The sequence below is a fragment of the Caballeronia zhejiangensis genome (assembly GCF_022879815.1).
Lineage (GTDB): Bacteria > Pseudomonadota > Gammaproteobacteria > Burkholderiales > Burkholderiaceae > Caballeronia > Caballeronia zhejiangensis.
On sequence record NZ_CP084283.1, the window covers coordinates 1,515,841 to 1,541,709 of the forward strand.

Sequence of the window (25,869 nt, forward strand, 5' to 3'; positions counted from 1 at the left end):
CATGGACGCCGCATCGCCCGCGCTCCTCCTCACCGCCGCGGGCCTCGGCGCGTTTCACGGTCTCAATCCCGCGATGGGATGGCTCTTCGCCGTCGCGCTCGGCCTGTATGCGCGAAGCCGCCGCGTCGCGCTCGTATCGCTCGTGCCGATCGCGCTCGGCCACGCGGCGTCGGTCGCGCTCGTGCTCGCGGGCGCGCTCACGCTCGGCGCGGCGGTCGGCCATGACCTGCTCGCACGCGGCTGCGGGGCGCTGCTGATCGGCTGGGGCGTGTGGAGCGCGTGGCGCGGGCATCGCGGACGCCCGACCGTCGGCATGCGTACCGGGCTGGCCGGTCTCGCGTTATGGTCCTTCATGATGTCGAGCGCGCACGGCGCAGGTTTGATGCTGGTGCCGGCGCTCTTGCCGTTGTGCACGGGCGCGATGCCAAAGACGGCTTTCGAAGCCAGCGCACTCGCGTTGACCGTGCATACCGGCGCGATGCTCGCCGTCATCGCGACGATCGCCATGTTCGCCATGTCCCTTCAGGAACGCGGCGGACTCGGCTTTCTACGCAGCGGATGGATCAACGTCGACTGGATCTGGAGCGCGGCATTGATCGCGTGCGGCTTATTTCTATTCGTCTGACGCGGAGTCCTGCACGCCGAATTGCATTTTGCATACGTTATGCGCGATGGCATTTTGCATGCATCGCGCATAGCACAGAATTCAATCGCGGCGCGACACTTCCTCCGGATTCGGCAATTCGGCGGTGGTCCACCCTCCGCCCAGCGCCTTCACGAGAGCGACGCTCGCCGCCATGCGGCGCCGCTCGATACGCACCGCCGTGCGTTGATCCGACAGCACGATTGCCTGCGTCACCACCACGCTCAGATACGTGATCGCGCCGTTCTCGTAGCGATTGCTGACCTTGCCGAGCGCGCGCTGGGCGGCATCGACGGCATCGCGTTGTGCTTCGCTTTCGCGGCGCAGCACTTCCAGCGCATTCAGGTTGTCTTCCACTTGCCCGAACGCGGTCAGCACGGTTTGCCGATAATCGGCGACCTTCTCGTCGTAGTCAGCGCGCGCCGCATCGCGAGCCGCCGCGCGACCGCCGAAGTCCAGCACCGTGAATGCGAGCTGTGGCCCGAGCGACCAGAATCGGCTCGGCGCTTCGAGCCATGAGCTGAAGCGCGTCGCCTCGAGACCGCCCGTCGCGGCGAGCAGAAGGTTCGGAAAGAACGCCGCCGTCGCCACGCCGACGCGCGCATTCGCCTCGGCCACGCGCCGCTCCGCCGCCGCGACATCCGGCCTGCGCTCGAGCAACGCGGACGGCACGCCGGGCGGCAGCACCGCGAGCGCCGCCGACGGATGCGGCGAATGCGCTTCGTTGAGCGGCGCGACATCGAGGGTAAAACTCGACGGACTCTCGCCGACGAGAATCGCGATCGCATTGACGAGGCTCGTTCGCGTGGTCTCCAGATCGATGAATTGTGCCTGCGTCGCGCGCAGTTGCTCTTCGGCCTGCGCGACATCCGATTCCGCCGCGACGCCGCCCGCAAAACGATCGCGTGTAAGCGCGAGCGCCTTCTCATAGGCTTGCAGCGTCGCCTGCAACAGCCGTTCTTCTTCGACGATGCCGCGCAAATCGAAGTAGTCGGTCGCGAGTTCGGCCTGCATCGACAGAATCGCGCTGTGCAGATCCGCGGCGCTCGCCTGCGCTTCTGCGCGGCCACCTTCGACAGCACGCGAGATGCGGCCCCAGAGATCCGGCTCCCACGAGATCTGTGCGTCGATCAGATAGTCGGGCACGGTCACGCCCGCGCTCGATTTGTACAGGACGTTCGACGATACCCGCGACTGATTGAATGCGGCATTCGCCGTGATGGTCGGAAAGTACGCCGAACGCGCCTGCGCGGCCGCCGCACGCGCTCCACGAAAACGCGCGGCGGCCGCGGCCACGGTCTGATTCGCTGTCGCGACACGTTCTTCGAGCGCGTTCAATTGCGGATCGCCATAGACTTCCCACCACGGCGCGCGCGGCTTCGCATCGGCGGGCTGCGCAGGCTTCCAGTCTTGCGATGCCGACGCAGGCGCATCGAGCGGCATCTGCGACTTGTACGCAGCAGGCGTAGAAGTTTCGGGCCGCACGTAATCCGGCCCGACGGCGCAGCCGCCCAATGCCGCGATAGTTAGCGATGCAACTAATTCGAGCGATGCGCGCCTCATCACGACTCGCTTCCTTCAGCCTTCGCTGCACCACCGCTCGCGGCGTCGCTCGAACCCGCGCGGCCGATACGCACCGCCGCGCCATCGATGATCGAATCGGGCGGATTGACGATCACGCGCTCATCGCCATTCAATCCGGAGACGATCGACACACGCGTGCCGTAGTCGGTGCCGAGCGTGATCGGCAGAAGCTTCACGCGGTTGTTCGCATCGACACTCGCGGCATGCACGCCATCCGGACGGAACAACAGCGCATTGCCGGGCAGCGTGTATGAAGGACTCGCGCTCGTGAGACGAAAGCGCACTTGCGCATACGCGCCCGCAAGCAATTCGCCCGCCGGATTCTTCACATCGACTTCGACGCGCATCGTGCGCGCGACGGGATCGACCGCGCCCGCGGTACGCACCGTGACGCCGTCGAACTTGCGATTGCGCTCTTCGTTGAGCAGCAACTCCGCGGGCAAACCCACCGTGATCATCCGCGCATACGCTTGCGGCACATCGACGAACACACGCAACGTCGACGCATCCTGAATGTGGAAGAGCTCGCGGCCGGCGGCGCCGCTGCCGGCGTCGATCAACTGACCGACATCGGTGTTGCGCGCGGTGACGACGCCATCGAAGGGTGCATAGATCTTCTGGAACGACACGAGTTGTTCGAGCCGCGACACGTTCGCCTGCGCCGCGTTCAGCGCCGCTTCCTTCGCGAGCATGTCGCCGTTCTTTTCATCGGTCTCCTGGCGCGACACCGAGTTGTTCTTCAGCATCTGCGCCCAGCGCTCCGCAGTCGTCTTCGCAAGCAGATAGTTCGCGCGCGCGGTTTGCGCATCGGCACGCGCCTGACGAAGCTGATCGTTGATTTCGGGCGCATCGATCTCCGCGAGCAACTGGCCCTTCTTCACCTTCGTGCCGATATCGACGGTCCAGCGCTTCAGATACCCATTGGTGCGCGCGAAGATCGGCGCATCGGAGAACGCGCGGATATCGCCTGCGAGCACGAGATCCTGCGAGGCCTTCATGCGCGTCGGCTTGATGACCTCGACCGTCTGCAAGCCGTGCTCGTTCGCATCGCGTTCGAGTTCCGCGTGCGCAGCGCGGCGCGACAGGATTCCCTGCGCGATGAGCGCGACGACGACCACGAGCGCGATCACGAGCCATAAGCGCCCTCGCCGCCTGTTGCCCGATCGTTGCGACAACTGCTCTTCCATTCTTGCTCCGCCTGCTGTTCGATTGTTTTATTGCGCCGCTTTCCGTGCCGCCGCGCCCGGTCCCTTGCCGCGTGCTTCCATGCGCCGATAGACGATCGAAAACACGACCGGCACGAAGAACAGCGTTGCGATGGTGCCGACCATCAGGCCGCCGATCACCGCCCGCCCGAGCGGCGCATTCTGCTCGCCGCCTTCACCGAGCCCGATCGCCATCGGCACCATGCCGATCATCATCGCGAGCGCGGTCATCAGCACCGGCCTGAAACGCGTATAGCCCGCTTCCAGCGCGGAGCGCACTGCGTCGCCATGTTCGGCGAGCGCGGCGCGCGCGAAGCTCACCACGAGAATGCTGTTTGCCGTCGCGATGCCTATGCACATGATCGCGCCGGTCAATGCGGGAATCGACAACGTCGTATGCGTCAGGAACAACATCCACACGATGCCCGCGAGCGCGCCCGGCAATGCGGTGATGATGATGAACGGATCGAGCCACGACTGGAAGTTCACGACGATCAGCAAGTACACCAGCACGACCGCGAGAATGAGGCCGAATGCGAGACCCGAAAACGATCCGTTCATCGTCTCGACCTGGCCGCGCATTTCGATCGTCGAGCCTTTGGGCAATTCGCCGCGCGCTTCGTCGATGATGCGTTGCACGTCGTCCGCCACTGCGCCGAGATCGCGCCGCTCGGTGGTCGCATAGAGATTGATGGTGGTCTGCGCGTTGTAGTGATAGACGACCGCATCGCGCGCGCTGCGCGAAAGCGTTGCGAGCGCGCCGAGAATATTGGTCTTGCCGCTCGACGATGTCACCGGAATGTTCGCCACCGATTGCAGCGAGTTCATGTCGTATTGCGGCGCCGTCGTGATGACGTTATAGCTCACGCCATTCACCGGATTGAGCCAGAACGTGGGCGTCGTCTGCTGACTGCCCGACAGCGTGATGAGCAAGTTGTTCGCGACATCGCGCTGCGTGAAGCCCGCTTGCAACGCCTTCGTGCGATCGACCTCGACGTTGATCGCAGGCAGATCGGATGGCTGCTGGATGCGCGCATCGACGAGACCCGGCACGCGGCGAATCTTTTCCAGCATGCGATTCGCCAGCGCGCGATTGCCGCGCACATCGCGGCCGGTGATCGCTATATCGATCGGCGCGGGCACGCCGAAGTTGAGGATCTGACTCACGATATCGGCGGGCAGGAATGAAAACGTCACGCCGGGAAACTCCTGCGGCAGGCGCTTTCGCAACTCGTGGATATAGCCTTCTGTCGGCGCGTGATCTTCGTTGAGGCTGATGAGCACGTCGGCATCGGCGGAACTGACCGTGCCCGTGTTGTTGTACGAGAGATTGATACCCGATACCGGCAAGCCCATGTTGTCGATGATCGAGCGAATCTCGCCGCGCGGAATCAGTTGCCTGATGCGTGCATCGACGCGATCCGTCAGCGCCGCCGTTTCCTCGATGCGCGTGCCCGTCTTCGCGCGCATATGCAGCGCGATCACGCCTGAATCGATCGACGGAAAGAAGTCGCGCCCGAGGAACGGCGCAAGCCCGAGCGACAGCAGGCAGCACAGCAAAAACAACGAAGCGAAGCGGCCCGGTTGCGCGAGCTGCGTTTCGAGAACGCGTCGATAGCGATGGCGCACGGACTCGAAATGACGCTCGAATGCGAGATGAATCCGCACGAACGGATTGCGCGAGCCTTTCATCGATTCGACATCGCCGCCCATGTGCTCGTGATGACGCAACAGATACTTCGCAAGCGTCGGGATCAGCGTGCGCGAGAAGAAGTACGACGCGAGCATCGCGAACACGACGGCTTCGGCCATCGGCACGAACAGGTAATGCGCGACGCCCGTCAGCAGGAACATGGGAATGAACACGATGCAGATAGAGAGCGTCGACACGAGCGTCGGCACGGCGATCTGCTGCGCGCCATCGAGAATCGCATGCTCCAGTTCCTTGCCCTGCTCCAGATTCTGGCTGATGTTTTCGATTGCAACTGTCGCGTCGTCGACGAGGATACCGACCGCGAGCGCGAGGCCGCCGAGCGTCATGATGTTGATCGTCTGCCCGATCGCGGAGAGCGCGACGATCGACGTCAGCATCGAAAGCGGTATCGAGATCGCGATGATGAGCGTCGCACGCCAGCTTCCCAGAAACAGCAGCACCATCAGCGCAGTCAGGCCCGCTGCGATCACCGCTTCACGCAGCACGCCCGACACCGACGCGCGCACGAAGAGCGATTGATCCGCAACGGGCTCGATCTTCAGCGACTCGGGCACCATGCCGCGCAAGGTCGGCAACAGGTTCTTCACGCGCGCGACGATATCGAGCGTCGATACATTGCCGCTCTTGTTGATCGTGAGTAAGGAAGCGCGGGTGCCGTCCACCCGCACGATATTGGTTTGCGGCTGGAAGCCGTCGCGCACATGCGCGACGTCCTTGATATAGATCGTGCCGCCAGGACCGGTGCGGATCGGTATGTCGTTGAGTCCTTCGATCGAGCCCGGACTCGCGTTCAGGCCGACCGAGTATTCCGTTGCGCCGATCTTCGTCGTGCCCGTCGGCAGAATCAGATTCTGCGCGCTGATTGCATTGACCACGTCGGTCGGCGCGAGGTTCTTCGCCTGCAGCTTGCGCGAATCGATATCGACCATGATCTGCCGCTGCTTGCCGCCATAAGGCAATGGCACCGAAGCGCCTTGCACGGTCGCGAGCTGCGTCTTCAGAAAGCTATTGCCGAAGTCGTAGAGCTGCTGTTCGCTGAGTTCCGACGACGACAACGCGAGCCGCAGAATCGGCACCGTCGATGCATTGAAGCGCAAGATATTCGGCGGCGTGATGCCGGGCGGCAGCGAGCGCAATTGCGTTTGCGAGAGCGCGGTAATCTCGGCGATAGCTTCATCGACATTCGCATTAGGCTGAAAGTAGATGCGAATGACCGCAATGCCCGGCAGCGATTCCGACTCGATGTGCTCGATGTCGTTGACCGCCACCGACAACCCGCGCTCGTAATTGAGCGTGATGCGGCGCTCCATTTGATCGGGCGGCAGGCCCGTATAAGACCAGATAACGCTGACAACGGGAATATCGATATTCGGAAAGATATCGGTCGGCGTCCGCACGATGACGAGCGGACCGATGATCAGCAAGAGCAACGACAGGACGATGAATGTGTACGGGCGCTTCAGCGCGAGTCTGACAATCCACATCTAGGTTTCGCCTGCCCCGTTCGTTGTTCGTTATTCGAATGCTATGCGACGACACTGCGCCCGCAGACGCAAATGCACTCGATACGATGACACAACTGAAGCTTACAAAACAATTTGCGCAAACGGTTGCGAGGGTTTTTGCGGAAAGATTTCTGCAGAAGAATGCGGGGCCGCACCGAAAACGGAACGCGCGTTCCAATTGTTGGAAATGAATTGCGCCTCGCAGAGCGCGAGGCGCTTGGCGATGCGGAAAGTTATGCCGCTACGGGACGAAGATCGAGTACGCGCTTGGCCTTGCCGGTTGCCGTCGTCGGCAGTTCGCCGGAATCGAGCACGCGCACTTGCGTCGATACGCCGACCATCGTCTTGACGCGATGCTGAAGTTCGCGCGAGAGACCGGCGCGGTCGCTCTCGTTCAGCGTTGCGCAGACTTCCGGGCGTGCTTCGACTGAGACGGACAGCGAATCCATGTGGCCGTCGCGCGACACGCACAACTGATACTGGCCGCTCAGGCGCGGAATCGCAAGGATCAACTCTTCGATCTGGCTCGGGAACACATTGACGCCGCGAATGATGAGCATGTCATCCGAGCGGCCCGTGATCTTCGCGAGGCGACGCATCGAGCGCGCGCTCGGCGGCAGCAACGAAGTGAGATCGCGCGTGCGGTAACGGATCATCGGCATCGCTTCCTTCGTGAGCGAAGTGAAGACCAGTTCGCCCGTGCTGCCTTCCGGAAGCACTTCGCCCGTCACGGGATCGATAATCTCGGGATAGAAATGATCTTCCCAGATCGTCGGGCCATCCTTCGTCTCGATACATTCACACGCAACGCCCGGACCCATGATTTCCGAGAGGCCGTAGATGTCGAGTGCCTGTATGCCCGCACGCGTTTCGATCTCGCTGCGCAATCCCTGGCTCCATGGCTCGGCGCCGAAGATGCCGATCTTGAGCGACGTGTTCGCCGGGTCCATGCCCTGCCGTGTCATTTCATCGAGCAGATTCAGCATGTACGACGGCGTGACGAGAATGATCTTCGGCGCGAAATCGCGGATCAGTTGAACCTGCTTTTCGGTCTGACCGCCTGACATCGGCACCACCATGCAGCCCAGACGTTCGGCGCCGTAGTGAATGCCGAGACCGCCGGTGAAGAGACCATAGCCGAACGCATTGTGCAGCGTGTCGCCTCTGCGCCCACCAGCAGCTCTGATTGAACGCGCCGTGACGTTGGCCCACGTGTCGATGTCTTTCGCGGTATAGCCGACCACCGTCGGCTTGCCCGTCGTGCCGCTCGATGCATGCACGCGCACGACCTGATCGCGCGGCACGGCGAAGAGCCCGAAGGGATAGTTGTCGCGTAGGTCGGTTTTCGTCGTGGTCGGGAAACGCGCGAGATCGGATAGCTCGCGCAGGTCGTCTGGATGCACGCCCGCAGCGTCGAAAGCACGGCGATAGTGTGCGACGTTTTCATAGGCGTGACGCAACGTCCACTTCAGGCGTTCGAGTTGCAGTGCCTGAAGCTCGTCCCGGCTCGCGCGCTCGATCGGTTCCAGTTCGCTTTGCTGTGCAATGGATTGAACCACGGTTGTCTCCTGCATGAATGCTCGATGAATGAATGATGCGTCTTCGCTTCAGTGAAAGCGCTGGCCCGAATAACGCAATGCCGCGATGAGCGGCGATGCGCGATAACGGTCTTCGCCGTAATGCGCAGCGAGATGAAGCAGCACGTCGTGAACGCGGCCGATGTCGATGCGTTCGCCCCACGCGAGCGGTCCGAGCGGATAGTTCACGCCCTTCTCCATCGCGAGGTCGAGATCGGCGCTCGTGCAAACGCATTGATTCACGGCGTCGGCCGCTTCGTTGACGAGCATCGCGACGGTTCGCATCACGGTCATGCCGGCGACATCGTTCAATGGCACGACTGCATAACCGGCTTGCGCCAATGCGCCGGCTACCGCAGCGTAGGCTTCGCCGGAGCATTGACGCGCGTGCGTGAGCGCCACGCTTTGCGCGTTCGCATAGTCGAGCGCGAGATCGATCAACACGATGTTGTCGATGCCGAGCGCATGCGCGCGTTCCGTCGCCGTGCGTCCATCGGTAAGGAAAAGATACGCATCATCGATTTGTGCGATCAGTCCGGGCATGTCGTTTCCAGCGACGCTCGCCGGCGCGATGCGCGCTTGCAGGCGTTCGTATAAAGGCACGCTTTCTCCGAGCACGATCTTCGAAGGCGTATGAGCATTCGTTTCGATGCGCGCGACAGGCTTCGCGGCATCAGCGCCATAGTCATAAAAGCCACGGCCGGTCTTGCGACCAAGAAAGCCCGCGTTCACCAATTCCTGTTGAATCAGCGAAGGCGTGAAGCGCGGATCGTTGAAGTACGCGTTGAACACCGATTGCGTCACGGCGAAATTCACGTCGTGGCCGATCAAGTCCATCAACTCGAATGGACCCATTCTGAAGCCGCCCGAATCGCGCATGACGGCATCGATGGAAGCGGCGTCAGCGCCCTGCTCGTTGAGCACGCGCAAGCCTTCCGCATAGAACGGCCGAGCCACGCGATTGACGATGAATCCCGGCGTCGATTTTGCATGTACCGGCGTCTTGCCCCATGCCGCGGCTGTGGCATGCACGGTTTGTGCGACCGCATCGGATGTTGCGAGTCCGTGCACGACTTCGACGAGGGCCATCAGCGGTGCCGGATTGAAGAAGTGCATCCCGACCACGCGCGACGGATGCTTCAAGGGCGCCGCGATCGCCGTGATCGAAATGGATGACGTGTTGGTCGCGAGCATGCACTCGTGCGTCACGATGCTTTCGAGCTCGATGAACAGCGCGCGCTTGAGCTCGAGACGTTCCGCAATGGCTTCGATGACAAGCGATGCCGTGCGCAAGTCAGCGAGACTCGTAACGACGCGCACGCGATCGATGGCTTGCTGTCCTGCGGACTCTTCGAGCTTCTTCTTGTCGATCAGGCGCTGCACGTTCGCCGCGATTGCATTGCGCGCCTTGTCGAGCGCTTTCGCATCGAGATCGTAAAGCAGCACGGTGTGCCCCGCGAGCGCTGCGACCTGGGCAATGCCCGCGCCCATCGCGCCGGCGCCGATCACGCCGACGATCGCCGATGTCTGAATGGCCTGTGTCATGTCGCCAGGTCCCTCAGACGCGCTCGATTGCGATCGCGATGCCCTGACCCACGCCGATGCACATCGTGCATAGCGCATGGCGCCCGTTGCGGCGCTCGAGTTCGTACATTGCGGTGGTGACGAGGCGCGCACCCGATGCGCCGAGCGGATGACCGAGCGCGATGGCGCCGCCATTCGGATTCACGCGCGGATCGTCCTCGGCAAGGCCCAGTTGACGAAGCACCGCGATGCCTTGCGATGCGAAGGCCTCGTTGAGTTCGATGACGTCGAACTGATCGAGCGTGAGGCCTGTACGTGCAAGCAGCTTCTTCGTCGCGGGCGCGGGACCGATGCCCATGATGCGCGGCTCGACACCCGCCGTCGCCATGCCGATGATGCGCGCTCGCGGCGTGAGTCCATGACGCCTCGCAGCATCCTCGTTCGCGATGATGAGCGCGCATGCGCCATCGTTCACGCCCGACGCGTTGCCCGCGGTCACGCTGCCGTCGGGACGCACGACGCCCTTCAGCTTCGCGAGCGATTCGAGCGAGGTCTCGCGCGGATGCTCGTCGCGATCGATCGCGATCGCTTCGCCCTTCTTTTGCGGCACATTCACCGCGACGATTTCCTGTGCGAGCGTGCCATCGGCCTGTGCGCGTGCCGCACGCTGCTGGCTGCGCAGCGCGAAGCGATCTTGCGCATCGCGCGAAATGTTGAAATCGACCGCGACGTTCTCCGCGGTCTCCGGCATCGAGTCGACGCCATATCGCACACGCATCGCGCGATTGATGAAACGCCAGCCGATGGTCGTATCGAAGATATCAGCCGAACGCGAGAATGCGCTCGATGCTTTACCCATCACGAAAGGCGCACGCGTCATGCTCTCGACGCCACCCGCAACATACAGCGAACCGTCGCCGGCCTTGATCGCGCGCGCGGCACTGCCGACCGCGTCCATGCCCGAGCCGCACAGACGGTTGATCGTCGAGCCCGGCACGTCGATAGGCAAACCCGCGAGCAAGCTCGACATGCGCGCGACGTTGCGGTTATCTTCGCCAGCCTGATTCGCGCAGCCGTAGATCACATCGTCGATCTGCGTCCAGTCCACCGACGCGTTGCGCTTCATGAGCGCGGTGATGGGCACGGCGCCGAGATCGTCGGCGCGGACGTCCTTGAAAACGCCGCCGTAGCGGCCGAATGGAGTACGAATCGCGTCGCAAATGAAGGCTTCAGTCATGACAAGTCTCGATGTGGAGAATGATCTTTCGCAGCGAAGCCGCGCAATAGTTGCATTGCTAACGACTTCGGCGCTTGAATAGATTTGGAATCGCTTCGGCTTCACGCGCACCGTTGCGATGCGCGACTTTCTAATGAATCGGGACGTCGCTTACCGCTCGTCGAAGCTCACAACCACGCGCTCGCTCACCGGATGGCACTGGCAGGTCAGCACGAAACCCTCATCGATCTCGTGTTGTTCGAGCGTGTAGTTCTTGTCCATCTTCACTTCGCCTTCGAGCACTTTCGCGCGGCACGTGCAGCACACCCCGCCCTTGCACGCGTACGGCAACGCGAGCCCTGCCTTCAGACCGACATCGAGCACGCTCACGCCTTCATACGGCAGACGCAGCTTGCGCTTCTTGCCATCGATGACCAGTTCCAGATCCGCCGCCGGCGTGCTCTCCGTAATCTCGATCGTCGGCGCACCCGCCTGCGGCAACGGCGTGCCGAAGCGCTCCACATGAATCTGCTTCGGCGGCACGCCCGCTTCTTTCAGTGCGGCTTCAGCGGCATCCATCATCGGGCCGGGGCCGCAGATGAACGCTTCATCGATCTCTTCAGGCGAGAGCAGCGTCGAAAGAAACGCCTTGCACTTCTCTTGATCCAGCACGCCGTTGAACAACTCGACATCCTGCAAATCATCGGACAGCACGTGATACAGCGAGAACCGGTCCATATACCGGTTCTTCAGATCCTCGAGTTCCTCGGCGAACATGATCGCGTCGACACTGCGATTGCCGTACACCAGCGTGAAGCGGCTCGTCGGCTCCATGTCCAGCGTCGTCTTGATGATCGCCAGCACCGGCGTGATGCCCGAGCCGCCCGAGAACGCCACGTAATGCTTTGCGTGATCCGCGTTCAGATGCGTGAAGAAGCGTCCGTCGGGCGTCATCACCTCGATCTCATGGCCGGGCTTCAAGGTCTCGAACGCGAAGTTCGAGAAGCGCCCGCCGCGCACGCGCTTGATGCCGATGCGCAATTCGCCATCGCGATCGTAGTCGGTCACGCCCACGCAGATCGAATACGAGCGGCGCGTCTCCTCGCCATCGATATGCGTCTTGAGCGTCACGAACTGGCCCTGCGTGAAGCGAAACGCATCGCGCAATGCGGGCGGCACATCGAATGAAACGGTGAGCGCATCGGCGGTTTCGGGGCGCACGTCGCGAATGCGCAGCGGATGAAATTGCGGAGTCGCCATGTTTTCTCGGCTCGCTTGTCAGTGAGGTTCAGTACGGCTTGAAGTAATCGAACGGCTCGCGGCAATCGATGCATCGATACAACGCCTTGCACGCCGTCGAGCCGAATTGCGCCAGCTTCTCCGTGTGCGTCGAGCCGCAGCGCGGGCACGCGATCGTCGCGGGCTTGCGCGCCACGAAGCGGATCGGCTTTTCCGTGCTAACGCATGCGCCCGTCGGCGGCGCGATGCCATAGCGGCGCAGCTTCTCGCGCGCGTCATCGGTGATCCAGTCGGTCGTCCACGCAGGCGCCAGCACCGTCTCGATGCGATGCGCGCCGAGTTGCGCATCATCGATCGCTTTGGCGATGTCCTCAGCAATCTGCGACATCGCAGGACAGCCCGAGTACGTCGGCGTGATCACCACTTCGAGCACGCCATCGTCGCCGTGACGCACATCGCGCAAGATGCCCAGCTCGCGAATCGATACCACCGGAATCTCCGGATCGGGCACCGACTCGAGCACGTGCCACGCGCGTTCGATCGTGGTTTGCATGGCCTGCATTACCAGCTCGCACCCGGATGCTGACGCGCCAGGCTCTGCATCTCCGCCAGCAGATAACCCATGTGCTCCGAGTGCTCGCCTTGCTTGCCCGTCGTGACGTGCTGCACTTCTACGGGCGCTCGGAGCGTCGCTTCATCGAGCGCCGATGCAACCTGCTCGCGCCACGCCGCTTCGAACTCGCTCGCCAGCGGCGCGATGCCCGCATCGGCGACGGCCTGTTCGATTGCATCGGTCGCGAAGAACTCGCGCGTGTACGGCATCAGATAATCGAGCGCAGCCTGCGCACGCCGATGCGACTCCGCAGTGCCATCGCCGAAACGCACCAGCCAGTCGCGCGCGTGATGCAGGTGATAGCTCGTCTCCTTGATCGACTTCGCCGCGATCGCCGCGAGTTGCGCATCGTTCGATGATTGCAATGCGCTCCACACTTCCATCATCAACGCCGAGTACAGGAAGTTGCGCACGATCGTCACCGCGTAATCGCGCTCCGTGCGCGTCGTGCCCGCGAGCGGGCCGAAGTGCGGCAACTCCGCGATCGTGTAGTTGGCGAACTCGCGCTCGGTGCGGAAGTACGCGTAATCGTCTTCGGTCTTTTTGTTGCCGTTGAGCGATGCTTCGAGCGAAGCAGCATGCGTGTAGAGCAAACGCGCCTGACCGATCAGATCCAGACTGATGTTCGCCAGCGCAATATCCTCTTCCAGTGCCGGGCCGTGACTGCACCACTCCGCGTTGCGCTGTCCGAGAATCAGCGCGTTGTCGGCAAGACGCAGCACGTAGGCGAGATGTTCTTTCTGGCTCATGTCGCGCGCCCTTACATGTGATTGATTTCGTCGGGCAGCACGAAGAACGTCGGATGCCGATAGATCTTGTCGCCCGCGGGCTCGAACAACTCGGCCTTGTCTGCCGGGTCCGATGCCGTGATCGCCGCCGAGGGCACCACCCAGATGCTCACGCCTTCCTGACGACGCGTGTACACGTCGCGCGCCATGCGCAACGCCGCGCCCGCGTCCGGTGCGTGCAGGCTGCCGCAATGCTTGTGATCCAGTCCCTGCTTGCTGCGCACGAACACTTCCCAGATCGGCCATTCCTTGTTCATCTTCATCGTCTCCATGCTCATGCAGCTTGTTGGTGGGCGCGGGCTTTTTGCTTCTCTGCATACGCCAGTGCGGCTTCGCGAACCCACGCGCCGTCATCGTGCGCCTTCACGCGCGTGGCGAGGCGCTCCTTGTTGCACGGACCGTCGCCGTTGACCACGCGCCAGAACTCGTCCCAGTCGATCGCGCCGTAGTCGTGCGCTTGCCGCGCTTCGTTCCACTTCAAATCGGGATCGGGCAACGTGACGCCGAGGATCTTCGCCTGCTCGACGGTCGCATCGACGAACTTCTGACGCAGGTCATCGTTCGAGATGCGCTTGATGCCCCACGCGAACGACTGGCCGCTGTGGATCGAATCCTTGTCGCTCGGGCCGAACATCATCAGCACCGGCCACCACCAGCGGTTCACCGCCTGCTGCACGAGATCCTTCTGCGCTTGCGTGCCTTTCATCATCGCGAGCAGCGCGTCGAAGCCCTGGCGTTGGTGGAACGACTCCTCCTTGCAGATGCGGATCATCGCGCGGGCATACGGCCCGTAGGTGCAGCGGCACAGCGGAATCTGGTTCATGATCGCGGCGCCATCGACGAGCCAGCCGATCACGCCGACATCGGCCCACGTGGGTGTCGGATAGTTGAAGATGCTCGAATATTTCGCCTTGCCTGCGTGCAGCGCGGCGACCAGTTGATCGCGCGAGACGCCCAGTGTTTCGGCCGCGCTGTAGAGGTACAGACCGTGGCCGCCTTCGTCCTGCACCTTCGCGAGCAGAATCGCCTTGCGTTTGAGGCTCGGCGCGCGGCTGATCCAGTTGCCCTCGGGCTGCATCCCGATGATCTCCGAATGCGCGTGCTGCGAGATCTGACGCACCAGCGTCTTGCGATACGCCTCGGGCATCCAGTCCTGCGGCTCGATCTTGCCGTCGGCCTGCATCACCGCGTCGAAGCGGGTTTGGGCGGCGGAGGCTGCGGCTTCGTGGCTTTCGGCTGCGGACGTCGCGCTGGGGAGGTCGAGGGATTGCGTGTACATGCGGGGCTCCGCCGTCTTTTTGAGATGCGATGGAGCGAGTATATCCATTAACCGACCGTCCGGTTGATTAATTTTGCATGCAACTATGTCGATATAAATAGCGTCGCGTTAACCCGGAACCGAGTCTGACCCATGAAGTCATCCGCACGCAAAAAAGCCCAGCCGAAAGCCGGACTGGGCAAAACCACCGGTGATTGGGTGGCAGAGGTCGCTTCACGTTCACGCAAATCGTGCGAAAGCGCATTTCGAGTTTTGTATGCAATCGACCAGAACCGCTCGCATTGCGGGGGCTCACCGCCGCTTCCTGACGCTCACTGCCCGAAGAACGCGCCTTGCGTATCGACCCGCATGGTCGCACGGCCCGATTGCGCCGCCGCACCTGTCGAAGATCCGTATCCTTCTGCCCGCGCCTGCGCCGCACGCATATCGCCAACGCGCATTTCGGCCGCCTGCAGTTTCGCCGGGTACGACGCGTCTTCCGCGACCGGCGAATAACCTGCCTTCTGAAGTTGAACGAGTTCACCACTAAGTTCTGCACGGCCCACTGCCGCGCTGAACTGGGCGAACGATGCGAGCGGTGCGGACATCACCAGGACTGCGACGACTGCGTTGACCCACGATTTCATGATCCGGCTCTCCCCGTTTTCGATAAATCGGCCGACTCGCGGTTCGAGCCATGCAGAATGGACGACGCAGAGTGTAAGTGCACAACTGCAAGCAATCATTCGTCGTGACGAAGAAGCATCTTTACGGAATCGGTAAGGATCGAGCGGCGCGTGGTAGCGCCGAAGATGCAGTGGAGCGAAAAGACCGTCGACCAGGCCAGCCGTCACCGTCATCGCGCGGTCAGTTTCGCGCAATGCAATGAAGACTCGCGCAATTATTCCGATATCGACAAAGATCATTCAACGGAAACGAGAATGATCTTCGGCAAGCGCGTCTTTACACTCCGTTCACAAGCTGCTTAAGACGAAACGGGCAGCACGATCAGAAATCCGAATCGGAGGTAGTCATCATGAAGACGTTCATTTCCGCAGTCGCCGTCGCCGCTGCCCTCGCCGTTCCCGCTCTGTCGTTCGCGCAGCAATCGGATGCGCCGCTGAGCCGCGCTCAGGTACGCGCCGAACTGGTCCAACTCGAAAAGGCAGGCTACAACCCGAACATCAGCGACCCGTCTTATCCGTCGAACATCCAGGCAGCGCAAGCCCGCGTGAGCTCGGAGCAGCTTGCGCAAGTGACACCCCAATCGAGCGCCTACGGTTCGGTCGCCAATGGTTCGTCGCAATCAGGCCGCAGCACCGGCGTTCAGCCGCGGGCGCTCGGTACATACTTCGGCCAGTAAGTTCAGATAGCGTCGACAGACGCATCGCATAAGCAGCAATGCATAGGGCGACATCGTATCGATGTCGCCCTATGCATTTTGCGTGCGGAATACATCATGCATGATGGCATTTCGCACTTTGCATGATCGCTATCGACCTTGCCGGCTCAGACGCTCGATGTCAGTTCGCCGGAATAGTCACGACCGGCGACTTCGCCGTGTCCGTGACTTCCGCAAGCGCCATCAGATTCTGCACGACCGTGAACGCGTATTTCGAATCGAAGTCGCTGCGATCGATCCAGTAGTTGGCCTTGTCGTAGAGCACGCTCACGTACGCATCCTGCGGCGCCTTCTCGCCAACTTTCACGATGATCGTCGGCCGCGTTTCTCCGCCGATCAACCCGATGCCCGGCTTGGTCGCGCCGCTGCCCACCTGCTCGTCAGGAACGGCGATCTGCGCGCCGAGATCGGTGAGGATGCCGAGCACCGAGCGCGTGACCATCGGGATGCGGTTGTGGTCCGACGACTGCCCATAGACGATTTCGTAAGTCTTCATCTTCGGCGAGAGGTGCAGCAGTTTTCTGACGAGCGTGAGATCGTCGACGACAGCCTTGTTCGAACCGCTGCGCGTCGCGCCGAGCGTGATGAATACGCCGCCCTTGTCGGCGCTGTTGCCCTTCGCGGCCTTGTCGGGCTTGCCGCTCTTGTCGTCATCCGCGTTGCGCGTCTCGATGTTCAATTCGCCCGCTAGCTGCAGCCTGCGAAGCGCCTGCAGAAGCAGGAAGAACTCGGGCGATCCAGATGCGTTCGGCCCGCCCAACGCCGTGCCGTTCTGCAAGCCACTGATCGACTGCGCGGTGATGCGCAACAGCAGATCGATCGGAATGCCGCTTTCGGCGAGCGGCAAGACGAGTGTCGGCGAAAGCGGCCGGATATACGCGCTGGCGTAGGCGTCGCCCGTGGTCGGCGTGAACGTGAAAGTCGGATGATTCGAGTAGGAGACGCTGCCCGTTGCCTGCGCGTAGTTCGGCTGCGCGCCGGAGCCGGCGTTGAGCACGACGCCGCCCGTCGTATCGAACGTGTACGCGGCGATGATGCTGCTCACCGTGAGAAACGACGGCGCATCGGCGAAGCGCAAGCCGACAATCGCGGCAAGAATTTCACGCTTCTTCGCATCGCCGAGCGCCCGGGCGTAATCGACCTGATCGGCCTTCAGGCGACCCGGGCCGATGCCAGCGCATCCCGCTGCGAGAAAGGCGACGGAGAGAATTGCGATCGATACGGCTTTCCTTGTCATGGCTTTATATGAGGGTGATGAGGAGGATCGTCGGCACGCAGCCGCGGAACACCCGGGCGGCGTCCGCAAATTTCATACCTTTGGACACGAACGATCCCATCCGGCGCGTTGCGCGCCGTCTCATCAACGACGTGGCGACCCGACGCCTTCGTCAGGCCCCGAGCAACGTCAGATCACGAAGCGCCGTGGTGCGGCGTGTTCGACTGCGCGTGCTCAGCCGGTGCGGATGGCTGAGCGATGTGCCGGCTCGCTTCCTCGTGTTGCGCGACGAGCGCATCGAGCCGGTCCTGCGCGAAGCGCGGACCGTCGTCGCGTGCGAAAGCTGGTGCGGCGAGCGTCGCCGCCGCAAGGACGATGACCGTGGCGAAAGGCGTTCTTTTCATGATTCACCCCGCGATTGAGCGCGGCAAGCCCCGGGCGTCGCCGCTCGACTAGCATCGCACATCGAGGGAAATGCTGCGCGGCGCGGCGCTTTTGTCGTACAAACGCTGGACGGCATGGTCTCGGAATTATTTAGCAACCCGTATCAATAAGTCGCTTTCATTCGCGCGCATGTGATCATTAGAAAAGATGCGGCGGCGTGCGGTCGGTCATGTCGCGCGGCAAGGTCTCGTCGAGCTCGAACTCCACACTCGGATAATCCTGCAGACGGCCGCTCACCTCCGCTTCGCGTTCGCTCGTGAACAGCCCGTCGAGATAATCGAACGTCAGCTTGCCGACGAGCGCCTTCAACGCAAGTTCGGCGCTGCGCTTCGGCTCCGTGGCGATATCGCCCGAATCCATGCAGGCGCAGAACTGGCCGTTCTTCGAATCCATTCCGCCGATGTCGATCACCTTGCCGTCGACGTTCTGCGCGAGCACGCGCTGCTCCACCGCAAAGAGCCTGAACGGGCGTTCGAGACTTGCGGGCGGCTCGGAAGGGATTTCCCTGCTTTCACGATCGGCCATGGTGCGTTCTCCGGTATGCACATTGATCGAGACGGTGCAGCAAAGGCCGCGCCCGCCATCTGTGCATCGCAGCATCGACGCGCCTTTCTGCGCACGTCGCGCCGTCCTACGATGAACCATCGGCCACGCAATCGAAGGAGCTGTCACCGTGAATGGAACCATGAGCGGCAAAATCGCGGTCATCACCGGCGCGAGCCGCGGACTCGGACGCAACGCCGCATTGAAGCTCGCGCAGGCAGGCGCCGGCGTGATCGGCACCTACAACCGCAACGCGGACGCGGCGCGCTCGCTCGTCGATGAGGTCGCGAAATCCGGCGGCAAGGCGGCCATGCTGCCGCTCGACGTCGCGCATTGCGACACCTTTGCCGCTTTCGGCGACGCGCTGTGCAAGACGCTCGAAGATACGTTCGAGCGCGAGAACTTCGACTTTCTCGTGAACAACGCGGGCATCGGCATTCATGCGCTCTTCGCGGAGACGACGCCCGCGCAGTTCGACGAACTCGTCAATATCCAGCTGAAGGGACCGTTCTTTCTGACGCAGACGCTCCTGCCCTATCTGCATGAGGAAGGCGCGATTCTCAATGTGTCGAGCGGACTCACGCGTTTCGCGTTGCCGGGATTCGCGGCCTATGCCGTGATGAAAGGCGGGATCGAGGTGCTCACGCGCTATCTCGCGAAGGAACTCGGGCCGCACGGCATCACGGTGAACACCATTGCGCCGGGCGCGATCGAGACGGATTTCGGGGGCGGCGTCGTGCGCGACGATCACGACACCAACCGGTTCGTCGCGGACAACACGGCGCTCGGGCGCGCGGGTGTGCCGGACGATATCGGCGGCGCGATCGTGGCGATGCTCTCGGACGGCAATCGCTGGATGACGGCGCAGCGCGTCGAGGTATCGGGCGGGATGTTCATCTGACACGAGGAAATGCGCCGCGTGCGGACAAAAAAAACCGGACGCCGAGGCGTCCGGTTTTTTGCATGCCACATGCGTAATGCCTAATGGATCACGCCGCGAAGCATCGCTTAGAAGCGGTGGATGATACCCACGCCCGCTGCGAACATGCTGCGCGATGCCGACGGCGCGCTTTGGAAGCCATCGCCGATTGTCGCGTTGGCGGCCGTCTGACGGTTCGTCGACGTGTTCGACGGAACAGCCAGCGTGTTGCCGTTCGCGCGCTGGAATGCTTCCAGTGCGTACAGGCCCGTGCGCTTCGACAGCGAGTAGTACTGCGAGAGGTTGAACTGGTGGTACGACGCTGCGTCGTTGATGCCGTTCGCCTTGCTGGCCCACGTGTAGCTGTAGCCCGCTGCGAAATCCCATGCCGACGTCGCCTTCCAGTGCAGCACCGTGCCGGCCGTGTTGAACACGGCTTCGTCGGTGAAGCGCGAGTTCACGCCCGGAATGTACTGAACGTTCGTGTACGTGACGGAGATGTCCCACGCGCTGTTGAACTGGTAGCCGCCTGCAACCGCGAAGCGCTGCTGCGCTTGTGCGCGCTGGTAGCCAGCCGTCACCGCCGACACGCCCGGCTGACCCGAACCATCGGTCGCTGCCGTGCTGTTGATCGTCGTCGAGCTGCTGCTGTAGACGCCGCCGCCTTCCGCCGCGTTGTTGATGCGCGAGAACGCCACCGTGCCGCCGATCGGGCCTTGCTGATACTGCAGCGCAGCCGTCCAGGTCGAGCCTTGGTACACGCTGTCAGGCACGCCAGCGAAGGAGTACGAGCCGCTCACCGTCAGGCCGTAGAACTTCGGCGACGTGTAGACGATCGAGTTGTTCGCGCGGTAGATCGTGTCCAAACCGTCCAGATCGCCCGGGTGCGCGCCGAAGTAGCCGGTCAGCCAGTTCGTCGGGCTGTACGGCGAGAGCAGCGTGTAGTACGAGGTGTACTGGCGACCCGCAGTCAACGTACCGTATGCCGGGTTCGTCAGACCGACCCATGCCTGGCGGCCGAACAGCGCGTTGGTGAACTGCGCTTGTCCGCTGTTGATGTCGAAGCCCGATTCCAACTGGAAGATGGCCTTGTTGCCGCCGCCCAGATCTTCGGCGCCCTTCAAACCGAAGCGGCTACCGGCCCAAATGCCCGATCCGGTCTTGATGTTCGAGCGGCCCGGATTCGTCTTGGCCAGGTTGGTCTGGCTGCTTTGATAGACGATCGAATCGTCGACGATACCGTACAGCGTGACGCTGCTTTGCGCGAACGCCGGTGCCGCGGCGGCGAACGCCGTGGCTGCGACGATTGCTGCCTTGGTCATCGTGAAACCCTTCATTTTTTCTCCTCAAGCGGTGGGCAATTTACTTGCATGCGAGTCTTGGAACCGGTGCCGCCGTGGCGACTTCTTATGTTTCAACTCGTAACTTTTATCGCTGGCAAGTGTATGGCTTACAGTCCGAATGCGAAAGAAAGACGCGGTTTTGTGTCGTTTTTTTTCACTGCCTGGTTAACCAGTATTTTCTGGTTCGCAGATATTGGGCAAACGGTCACGAAACTGACAGAAAGCTGACAGCAATGTGGCGCGATGACGGTCCGAACGGGGCGGAATCGACGGCGCGGCGGCTAGAGATAACGAGGGATTCGACCGCAGTCAGAAAGGACGCGGCTTGACGGGACAAGGCTTGTCCGCTTTCGGAGATACAAGCCAATTGCCATTCTTTGGGGAGGGGAAGCGCGATAGCCCGAACAGGCTCGCGGAAAATTCGCGTGCGTCGTGCAGGCGACGGTCGACGGCGCTGCATCGGAATAGATCTGACAGTTACCCGACGATGCGCAGACGCGAAATTGACATCGGGCGAACGCGCTGCAAGCTTGCGTCGCCCGACCGGGTCGGCTAGTGCTCGATCTTCGAGCGCAGTTCGCGCGCCGTTTCAAGCAGGCCTTCGTAGCCCGAACGCGCATGCGAGGGCAGATCGGGATCGCCGACGAGCGTGCCGAGCGTCTCGATGATGCTGTACAGAATGCCCTTCGCCGCGCCCGCCGCCATCTTGCCCGCGGCGTAGGACTCGTCGACGTGCGAGATGGCCGCATCGAAATGCTCGACGTCCGGATGCGCCTCGCCGATACCCGATGCGTCGTCGCGCGGCTTGGTCGGGTCGCTGTTCATGATGATGGTCCTCCGTGTGTGGTTTCCGCTCTCTGCTCTCTGTATAGCGCCGCGGCGCGAAGCGTGCAATCGGGTGCGAGCGAGGCACAGCGCCGCACGCCTCAGGATGCGGGCAGTTCCTGCACCGGCTGGATGACGTGCACGCGCCGGGCGTCCCGCGGGCCCCTGCCTGCGCCGTGAGGCACGCCGCGCTCCATCAAAAGCGCGCGCAGCTCGACGATGACCGGGAACACCTCGTGATTGTGGTCCGCGCCCTGCCGGTCGTGCGCCTCCTGCTCGCGCTCGACGATCCAGCGATCCTCCTTGAAGATGCGCTCGGTGAACCACACGAGCAAGGGCCACGCGGCATCGAGCAGGCCGGGGATTTTCGGGCGGCGAATCGACAACAGGCCGAACGTGCGGTTCGTGCGCTGCTCGGCGTCGAGCGGCACGTAGGCGATCCACAGGTCCATCACCATCGTGTCGTCCTTGGTGCGGATCTTGAGCGTCTGATACGGGTACTCGGTGCGGATCGTCATCACGTCCTTCTGGCCGTCGTCGGGCTTCGAGCCGCGCTTTTGCCCGAAGACGAGCGCTTCGCCGATCGGCTGCTTGCCCGCTTCGCGCGCGAACGTGTAATCGACTTCGATCCAGTCCTCGCCGCGCCGTCTGCCGAGCGAGCGCGCGCGCATGCTGCCCATCTGCCGCCGATGCAGGAACTGATGGTTCATGTCCATCAGATTTTCGTGCATGAACGAGTAGTGGCACTTCACCGCGCGGCCGAAGCGGCGCGTCTTGTATGCGCGATCGGTGGCGGAGCCGAGATCGGGAAACTTCGCGGCATCGGCGAGCGCCGGGTCGCCCGTGAACACGAAAACCAGCCCGCCCGCCTCGCGGCACGGATACGCGCGCACGCCGTTAGGCAGGCGTTCGCGTCCGAGATAAGGGATGTCGGTGCAGCGGCCGGTGCAGTCGTAGGTCCAGCCGTGATAGCAGCAACGGATCGATTCCCCGTCGACGACACCCGCCGACAACGGCACCTGCCGATGCGCGCAGCGGTCTTCCAGCGCGAAGACCTTGCCCGAGGCGGTGCGTACGAGCACGATCGGATCGCCCGCGAAACGCACGCCGTGCGCGCGCCCCGCTTTCACCTCGCGCGACCACGCGAGCGGATACCAGTGATCGGGATGAATGTCGACGCGGCGCAGATCCCGCGGCGGCTTGGCGGGTGTATCGGTTGATCCGGCTTCCTGCTCGCCTTGCGGCAACGCTGCGTGCATGTACGACGCCTCCGGTGAAGGGAGATCGGTTTGAACGCCGCGAGCCGCGCGGCGCAATGAACGACCATTCGCAGTCTACACGGCGTCGCTCATTTCGGCGCGCGCCGGATTCTCGCGCTCACGCTTGCTGCCCGAGATGCGCGTGCAGATGATCGATCAACGCGCGCACCTTCGGCGGCAGAAAGCGATTCGGCGGATAAAGCAGCCACACCGGTCCCTGATACGCCCGCGCCTGCATGTCCCAGTCCGCGAGCACGGCCTGCACGCTGCCCGACGCGAGCGCATCGCGGGCGGCGAATTCCGGCAGCGCCGCGATGCCGAGCCCGTCTTCGGCCGCGTCCAGCCGCGCGCCCGCGTGATTCGCGATATAGCGCCCGCGCACCGCGACTGTCACCGTTTCGCCGTTGTTGCTGAAGCGCCAGCGGTTGTCGTCGGCGGTTTCGCCCAGATGGATGCAATCGTGCAGCGCCAGCTCGCGCGGATGCGCCGGCGCGCCACGCTCCCGCAGATAGCCCGCCGACGCGCACAGCAGCCAGCGCACGCGTCCGAGCGGGCGCGCGGCGAGCCCTTGCGGCGGATGGCTCGTCGCGCGGATGACGAGATCGACGTCGCTGTCGAGCGGATCGATATCGTGATCGCTGAAGACGAGCTGAAGATCGACATCCGGATACGCCGCGAGAAACGCCGGCACGAGCGGATGAATCACGGACTTCGCGTAAGCCGTCGGCGCCGACAGCGCGACGCGGCCCTGCGGCTTGCCCGACACCTGCCCCGCCGCATCGACCGCGCCGGACGCCGCCGCGGCCATGTCGCGGCAATGCCGATACACCTGAAGCCCCGACTCGGTAACGCGGATCTTGCGCGTCGAGCGCTCGAGCAGCCGCGTGGCGAGCGCCTCTTCAAGACGCTTGATCTGGCGGCTGACCGTCGACGGCGTGCTGCCCAGTTGCCGCGCCGCGACCGAGAAGTTGCCCGCATCGACGACGCGCGCGAATACGGCCATGTCCGGCATCAGGTCGAAAAGATCGGCGGGATTCATTTGTGCATTGGTGACAAGAAAGCTGTGCGACTGAAGCCGATTATCGCGCTGAACGCATCATTCGACAATGACGGCTACTTTCTCACGGAGCCGCTCCATGACCGTCCGACGCCTGCTTCCTCTTTCCGATCTCCTGCTCTTCGCCGTCGCGATGGTGTGGGGCAGCAGCTACGGCATCGTCAAGAGCGCGCTCGCGTTCTATCCGGTGCTGGGGCTGCTCGCGCTGCGCTTCGGCATCACGTTCTGTCTGCTCGCCGTCAACCTGCGGCATCTGCGGCACGCGAGCGCGGCGGCCCTTCGCGGCGTGCTCGTTCTCGGCTTGCTGCTGCTTTCGATTTTTCTAGCTGAGACATTCGGCGTGCTCCATACGCGCGCCGCGAACGCCGCGTTTCTGATCAGCTTGTGCGTCGTGCTGACGCCGCTCGTCGAATGGGCGCTGCTCAGGCGACGCCCCGGCGCGGCCGAGTGGCTGGCGGTCGGCGTGTCGTTCGCGGGCGCGTGGCTGCTCGCGAGCGACGGCGCGCTGTCCTTCGACTTCAATGCCGGCGATGGACTGATCCTCGCCGCCGCCGTGCTGCGCGCGCTGTCCGTTTGCGTGACGAAGCGCGTGTTGCGCGCGGCTCCCCTGCCCGCGCTTACGGTGACGGCGGTGCAGGCGGGCGTGGTCGCATCGGGCAGCGCGGTCATCGCGTTGGTTTTCGCGCCATCGCAATGGCAGTCGCTGCCCGCTCTCGCCGGTCACGGCATGTTCTGGGGATCGGTGCTGTATCTCGTGTGCGCGTGCACCCTTTTCGCCTTCTTCGCGCAGAACTACGCGATCGGCCGCAGCAGCCCGACGCGCGTCTCGCTCCTGATGGGCAGCGAGCCCGCGTTCGGCGCGCTCTTCGCGAGCGCGTGGCTCGGCGAACGTGTGTCGATGGCGGGCTGGATCGGCGGCGGGATGATCGTCGCGGCCTCGCTGATGGCGACGGTGTCCTGGCGCGGCATGTTCGCAGCGCGCCCGGGCGAAGCGTGAACGCGGACGTCGTTACGCGGGTTTTTTGAATACGACGCTGAAGTTATTGGCCGGCATCGCGACCGTCTCGACGAACGCGAGGCCGGCCTTCTCGCCAAGCGCCTCGACTGCTTCCATGTCACGCACGCCCCAGCGCGGATCGCGTGCGCGCAGTTGCTGATCGAACGCTTCGTTGCTCGGGGCGGTATGCACTCCATTGCGCCGATACGGCCCGTACAGGTACAGTACGCCCCCCGCATCGAGACGCGCGCCCGCGCCGCGAAAGAGCGCCTCGGCCGCTTCCCACGGCGCGATGTGGATCATGTTGATGCACACGATGGCCGCCACGTTCGCGATGCCCCAATCGTCGTTGCGCACATCAAGCGCGAGCGGCGCATTCAGGTTGGCGAGCCCCGAGTGAGCGCGCCATGCGGCGATGGATTCGCGTGCTTCGACATCGGCATCGCTAGGCTGCCAGACGAGGCCCGGCAGTGCAGCCGCGCAGTGCACGGCGTGCTGACCGGTGCCGCTTGCGATCTCCAGCACGACGCCGCTTTGCGGCAGGACGCGCGTGAGGACCGATAGAATCGCATCGCGATTACGTTCGGCGGCGGGCGCGCGGCGGCGCACGGCAATGTCGGGAGGCGGCGGATCGCCGGAGGCGGATGGTGTCGGATTCATTGCGAGAGCGCGTGCGGGCGCTTAACGGTCGATTCGCGACGAGCCTAATGGGACGCACGAAGACGCGTCAAGCGACATAACGGCGAGCCGCCAATGCTGACCGGCATGGCGCGATTCGTGCTGTCCCGAAGCGCGCGGAAAGCGCGGATTGCAAGCAAACCTGTGTATGCTCCCGGTTGATCCCGCGTCCGCTTTCGCATTTTGCATGCATGCGCCGTGCATTCTGAATGCCAGATTGAATGCATTCCGAACGCGTGCAAACCGCCGGCGCAGCATGACATCGAGCGCGCCGATGCATCCCGACAAACTCTGGCCCGCGCACGCGGCGCGATCGAATT

Annotated in this window: 24 protein-coding genes; 4 read left to right on the plus strand and 20 right to left on the minus strand. The window is 63.1% G+C overall.

Going from position 1 to position 25,869, the window contains the following annotated elements:
* Nucleotide 1 precedes the first annotated feature (1 nt).
* A complete protein-coding gene (locus LDZ23_RS07315; protein WP_034474188.1) occupies nt 2–625 on the plus strand; it encodes a hypothetical protein in 624 nt (207 codons plus the stop codon).
* Between the two features lie 81 nt (nt 626–706).
* Here the strand turns inward: LDZ23_RS07315 and LDZ23_RS07320 are convergent, their stop codons facing one another.
* The 12 genes from LDZ23_RS07320 to LDZ23_RS07375 form a co-directional block, all read right to left on the minus strand.
* A complete protein-coding gene (locus tag LDZ23_RS07320; RefSeq protein WP_034474186.1) occupies nt 707–2,206 on the minus strand; it encodes an efflux transporter outer membrane subunit in 1,500 nt (499 codons plus the stop codon).
* Nucleotides 2,206–3,414 carry an efflux RND transporter periplasmic adaptor subunit gene (locus LDZ23_RS07325; RefSeq protein WP_008349563.1) on the minus strand — a complete coding sequence of 403 codons (1,209 nt, stop codon included), beginning with the start codon at nt 3,412–3,414 and terminating at the stop codon, nt 2,206–2,208. Before LDZ23_RS07325 ends, LDZ23_RS07320 begins: the two co-directional genes overlap by 1 nt.
* Before the next feature lie 27 nt (nt 3,415–3,441).
* The gene (locus LDZ23_RS07330; protein ID WP_034474185.1) at nt 3,442–6,630 is read right to left on the minus strand and encodes an efflux RND transporter permease subunit; all 3,189 of its coding nucleotides are present in this window, start codon (nt 6,628–6,630) and stop codon (nt 3,442–3,444) included.
* A gap of 254 nt (nt 6,631–6,884) precedes the next feature.
* Entirely contained in the window at nt 6,885–8,225 is a 1,341-nt protein-coding gene (gene paaK, locus LDZ23_RS07335; RefSeq protein WP_008349558.1) for a phenylacetate--CoA ligase PaaK, read from the minus strand.
* Between the two features lie 33 nt (nt 8,226–8,258).
* Entirely contained in the window at nt 8,259–9,773 is a 1,515-nt protein-coding gene (locus LDZ23_RS07340; protein WP_034474182.1) for a 3-hydroxyacyl-CoA dehydrogenase, read from the minus strand.
* 13 nt (nt 9,774–9,786) lie between these two features.
* Nucleotides 9,787–10,989, minus strand: a complete 1,203-nt coding sequence (gene pcaF / locus LDZ23_RS07345; RefSeq protein WP_034474181.1) for a 3-oxoadipyl-CoA thiolase — start codon at nt 10,987–10,989, stop codon at nt 9,787–9,789.
* Between the two features lie 150 nt (nt 10,990–11,139).
* Complete coding sequence (gene paaE / locus LDZ23_RS07350) at nt 11,140–12,228, minus strand: 1,2-phenylacetyl-CoA epoxidase subunit PaaE (RefSeq protein ID WP_008352720.1); 1,089 nt, start codon at nt 12,226–12,228, stop codon at nt 11,140–11,142.
* 28 nt (nt 12,229–12,256) lie between these two features.
* Complete coding sequence (gene paaD / locus LDZ23_RS07355) at nt 12,257–12,769, minus strand: 1,2-phenylacetyl-CoA epoxidase subunit PaaD (RefSeq protein ID WP_008349550.1); 513 nt, start codon at nt 12,767–12,769, stop codon at nt 12,257–12,259.
* Complete coding sequence (gene paaC, locus LDZ23_RS07360) at nt 12,769–13,569, minus strand: 1,2-phenylacetyl-CoA epoxidase subunit PaaC (RefSeq protein WP_008352722.1); 801 nt, start codon at nt 13,567–13,569, stop codon at nt 12,769–12,771. Before paaC ends, paaD begins: the two co-directional genes overlap by 1 nt.
* An 11-nt stretch (nt 13,570–13,580) precedes the next feature.
* Complete coding sequence (paaB, locus tag LDZ23_RS07365; protein ID WP_008349546.1) at nt 13,581–13,865, minus strand: 1,2-phenylacetyl-CoA epoxidase subunit PaaB; 285 nt, start codon at nt 13,863–13,865, stop codon at nt 13,581–13,583.
* 17 nt (nt 13,866–13,882) lie between these two features.
* A complete protein-coding gene (gene paaA / locus LDZ23_RS07370) occupies nt 13,883–14,887 on the minus strand; it encodes a 1,2-phenylacetyl-CoA epoxidase subunit PaaA (protein WP_239295562.1) in 1,005 nt (334 codons plus the stop codon).
* Between the two features lie 311 nt (nt 14,888–15,198).
* Nucleotides 15,199–15,792, minus strand: a complete 594-nt coding sequence (locus tag LDZ23_RS07375; RefSeq protein ID WP_241484899.1) for a DUF4148 domain-containing protein — start codon at nt 15,790–15,792, stop codon at nt 15,199–15,201.
* A 110-nt stretch (nt 15,793–15,902) separates the two neighbouring features.
* Between LDZ23_RS07375 and LDZ23_RS07380 the strand changes: the two genes are divergently transcribed.
* A complete protein-coding gene (locus tag LDZ23_RS07380) occupies nt 15,903–16,229 on the plus strand; it encodes a DUF4148 domain-containing protein (protein WP_034473461.1) in 327 nt (108 codons plus the stop codon).
* Between the two features lie 160 nt (nt 16,230–16,389).
* On the opposite strand, the gene LDZ23_RS07385 is transcribed toward LDZ23_RS07380, so the two are convergent.
* The 3 genes from LDZ23_RS07385 to LDZ23_RS07395 all read right to left on the minus strand — a co-directional run bounded on the left by LDZ23_RS07385 (nt 16,390) and on the right by LDZ23_RS07395 (nt 18,453).
* Nucleotides 16,390–17,505 carry a hypothetical protein gene (locus LDZ23_RS07385; RefSeq protein ID WP_008349533.1) on the minus strand — a complete coding sequence of 372 codons (1,116 nt, stop codon included), beginning with the start codon at nt 17,503–17,505 and terminating at the stop codon, nt 16,390–16,392.
* A gap of 173 nt (nt 17,506–17,678) precedes the next feature.
* A complete protein-coding gene (locus LDZ23_RS07390; RefSeq protein ID WP_008349530.1) occupies nt 17,679–17,888 on the minus strand; it encodes a hypothetical protein in 210 nt (69 codons plus the stop codon).
* Between the two features lie 178 nt (nt 17,889–18,066).
* Nucleotides 18,067–18,453: a hypothetical protein gene (locus LDZ23_RS07395; protein WP_008349529.1), complete on the minus strand. Its 387-nt coding sequence runs from the start codon at nt 18,451–18,453 to the stop codon at nt 18,067–18,069.
* A 160-nt stretch (nt 18,454–18,613) separates the two neighbouring features.
* Here LDZ23_RS07395 and LDZ23_RS07400 point away from each other — a divergent pair, with 160 nt between their 5' ends.
* Nucleotides 18,614–19,372 carry an SDR family NAD(P)-dependent oxidoreductase gene (locus LDZ23_RS07400; RefSeq protein ID WP_008349527.1) on the plus strand — a complete coding sequence of 253 codons (759 nt, stop codon included), beginning with the start codon at nt 18,614–18,616 and terminating at the stop codon, nt 19,370–19,372.
* 107 nt (nt 19,373–19,479) lie between these two features.
* On the opposite strand, the gene LDZ23_RS07405 is transcribed toward LDZ23_RS07400, so the two are convergent.
* The 4 genes from LDZ23_RS07405 to LDZ23_RS07420 all read right to left on the minus strand — a co-directional run bounded on the left by LDZ23_RS07405 (nt 19,480) and on the right by LDZ23_RS07420 (nt 23,856).
* Nucleotides 19,480–20,727, minus strand: coding sequence for a porin (locus tag LDZ23_RS07405; RefSeq protein ID WP_244807382.1), 1,248 nt, complete (start codon nt 20,725–20,727; stop codon nt 19,480–19,482).
* Between the two features lie 558 nt (nt 20,728–21,285).
* Nucleotides 21,286–21,558, minus strand: coding sequence for a hypothetical protein (locus LDZ23_RS07410; protein ID WP_008349524.1), 273 nt, complete (start codon nt 21,556–21,558; stop codon nt 21,286–21,288).
* A 101-nt stretch (nt 21,559–21,659) separates the two neighbouring features.
* On the minus strand, nt 21,660–22,817 hold the full coding sequence (locus LDZ23_RS07415) for a Rieske 2Fe-2S domain-containing protein (protein ID WP_034473459.1): 1,158 nt from the start codon (nt 22,815–22,817) through the stop codon (nt 21,660–21,662).
* Nucleotides 22,818–22,935: 118 nt separating this feature from the next.
* Nucleotides 22,936–23,856, minus strand: a complete 921-nt coding sequence (locus LDZ23_RS07420; protein WP_034473457.1) for a LysR family transcriptional regulator — start codon at nt 23,854–23,856, stop codon at nt 22,936–22,938.
* A 97-nt stretch (nt 23,857–23,953) separates the two neighbouring features.
* Here LDZ23_RS07420 and LDZ23_RS07425 point away from each other — a divergent pair, with 97 nt between their 5' ends.
* Entirely contained in the window at nt 23,954–24,871 is a 918-nt protein-coding gene (locus LDZ23_RS07425; protein ID WP_034473456.1) for a DMT family transporter, read from the plus strand.
* Between the two features lie 12 nt (nt 24,872–24,883).
* On the opposite strand, the gene LDZ23_RS07430 is transcribed toward LDZ23_RS07425, so the two are convergent.
* Entirely contained in the window at nt 24,884–25,531 is a 648-nt protein-coding gene (locus LDZ23_RS07430; protein ID WP_051996658.1) for a DUF938 domain-containing protein, read from the minus strand.
* Nucleotides 25,532–25,869 lie beyond the last annotated feature (338 nt).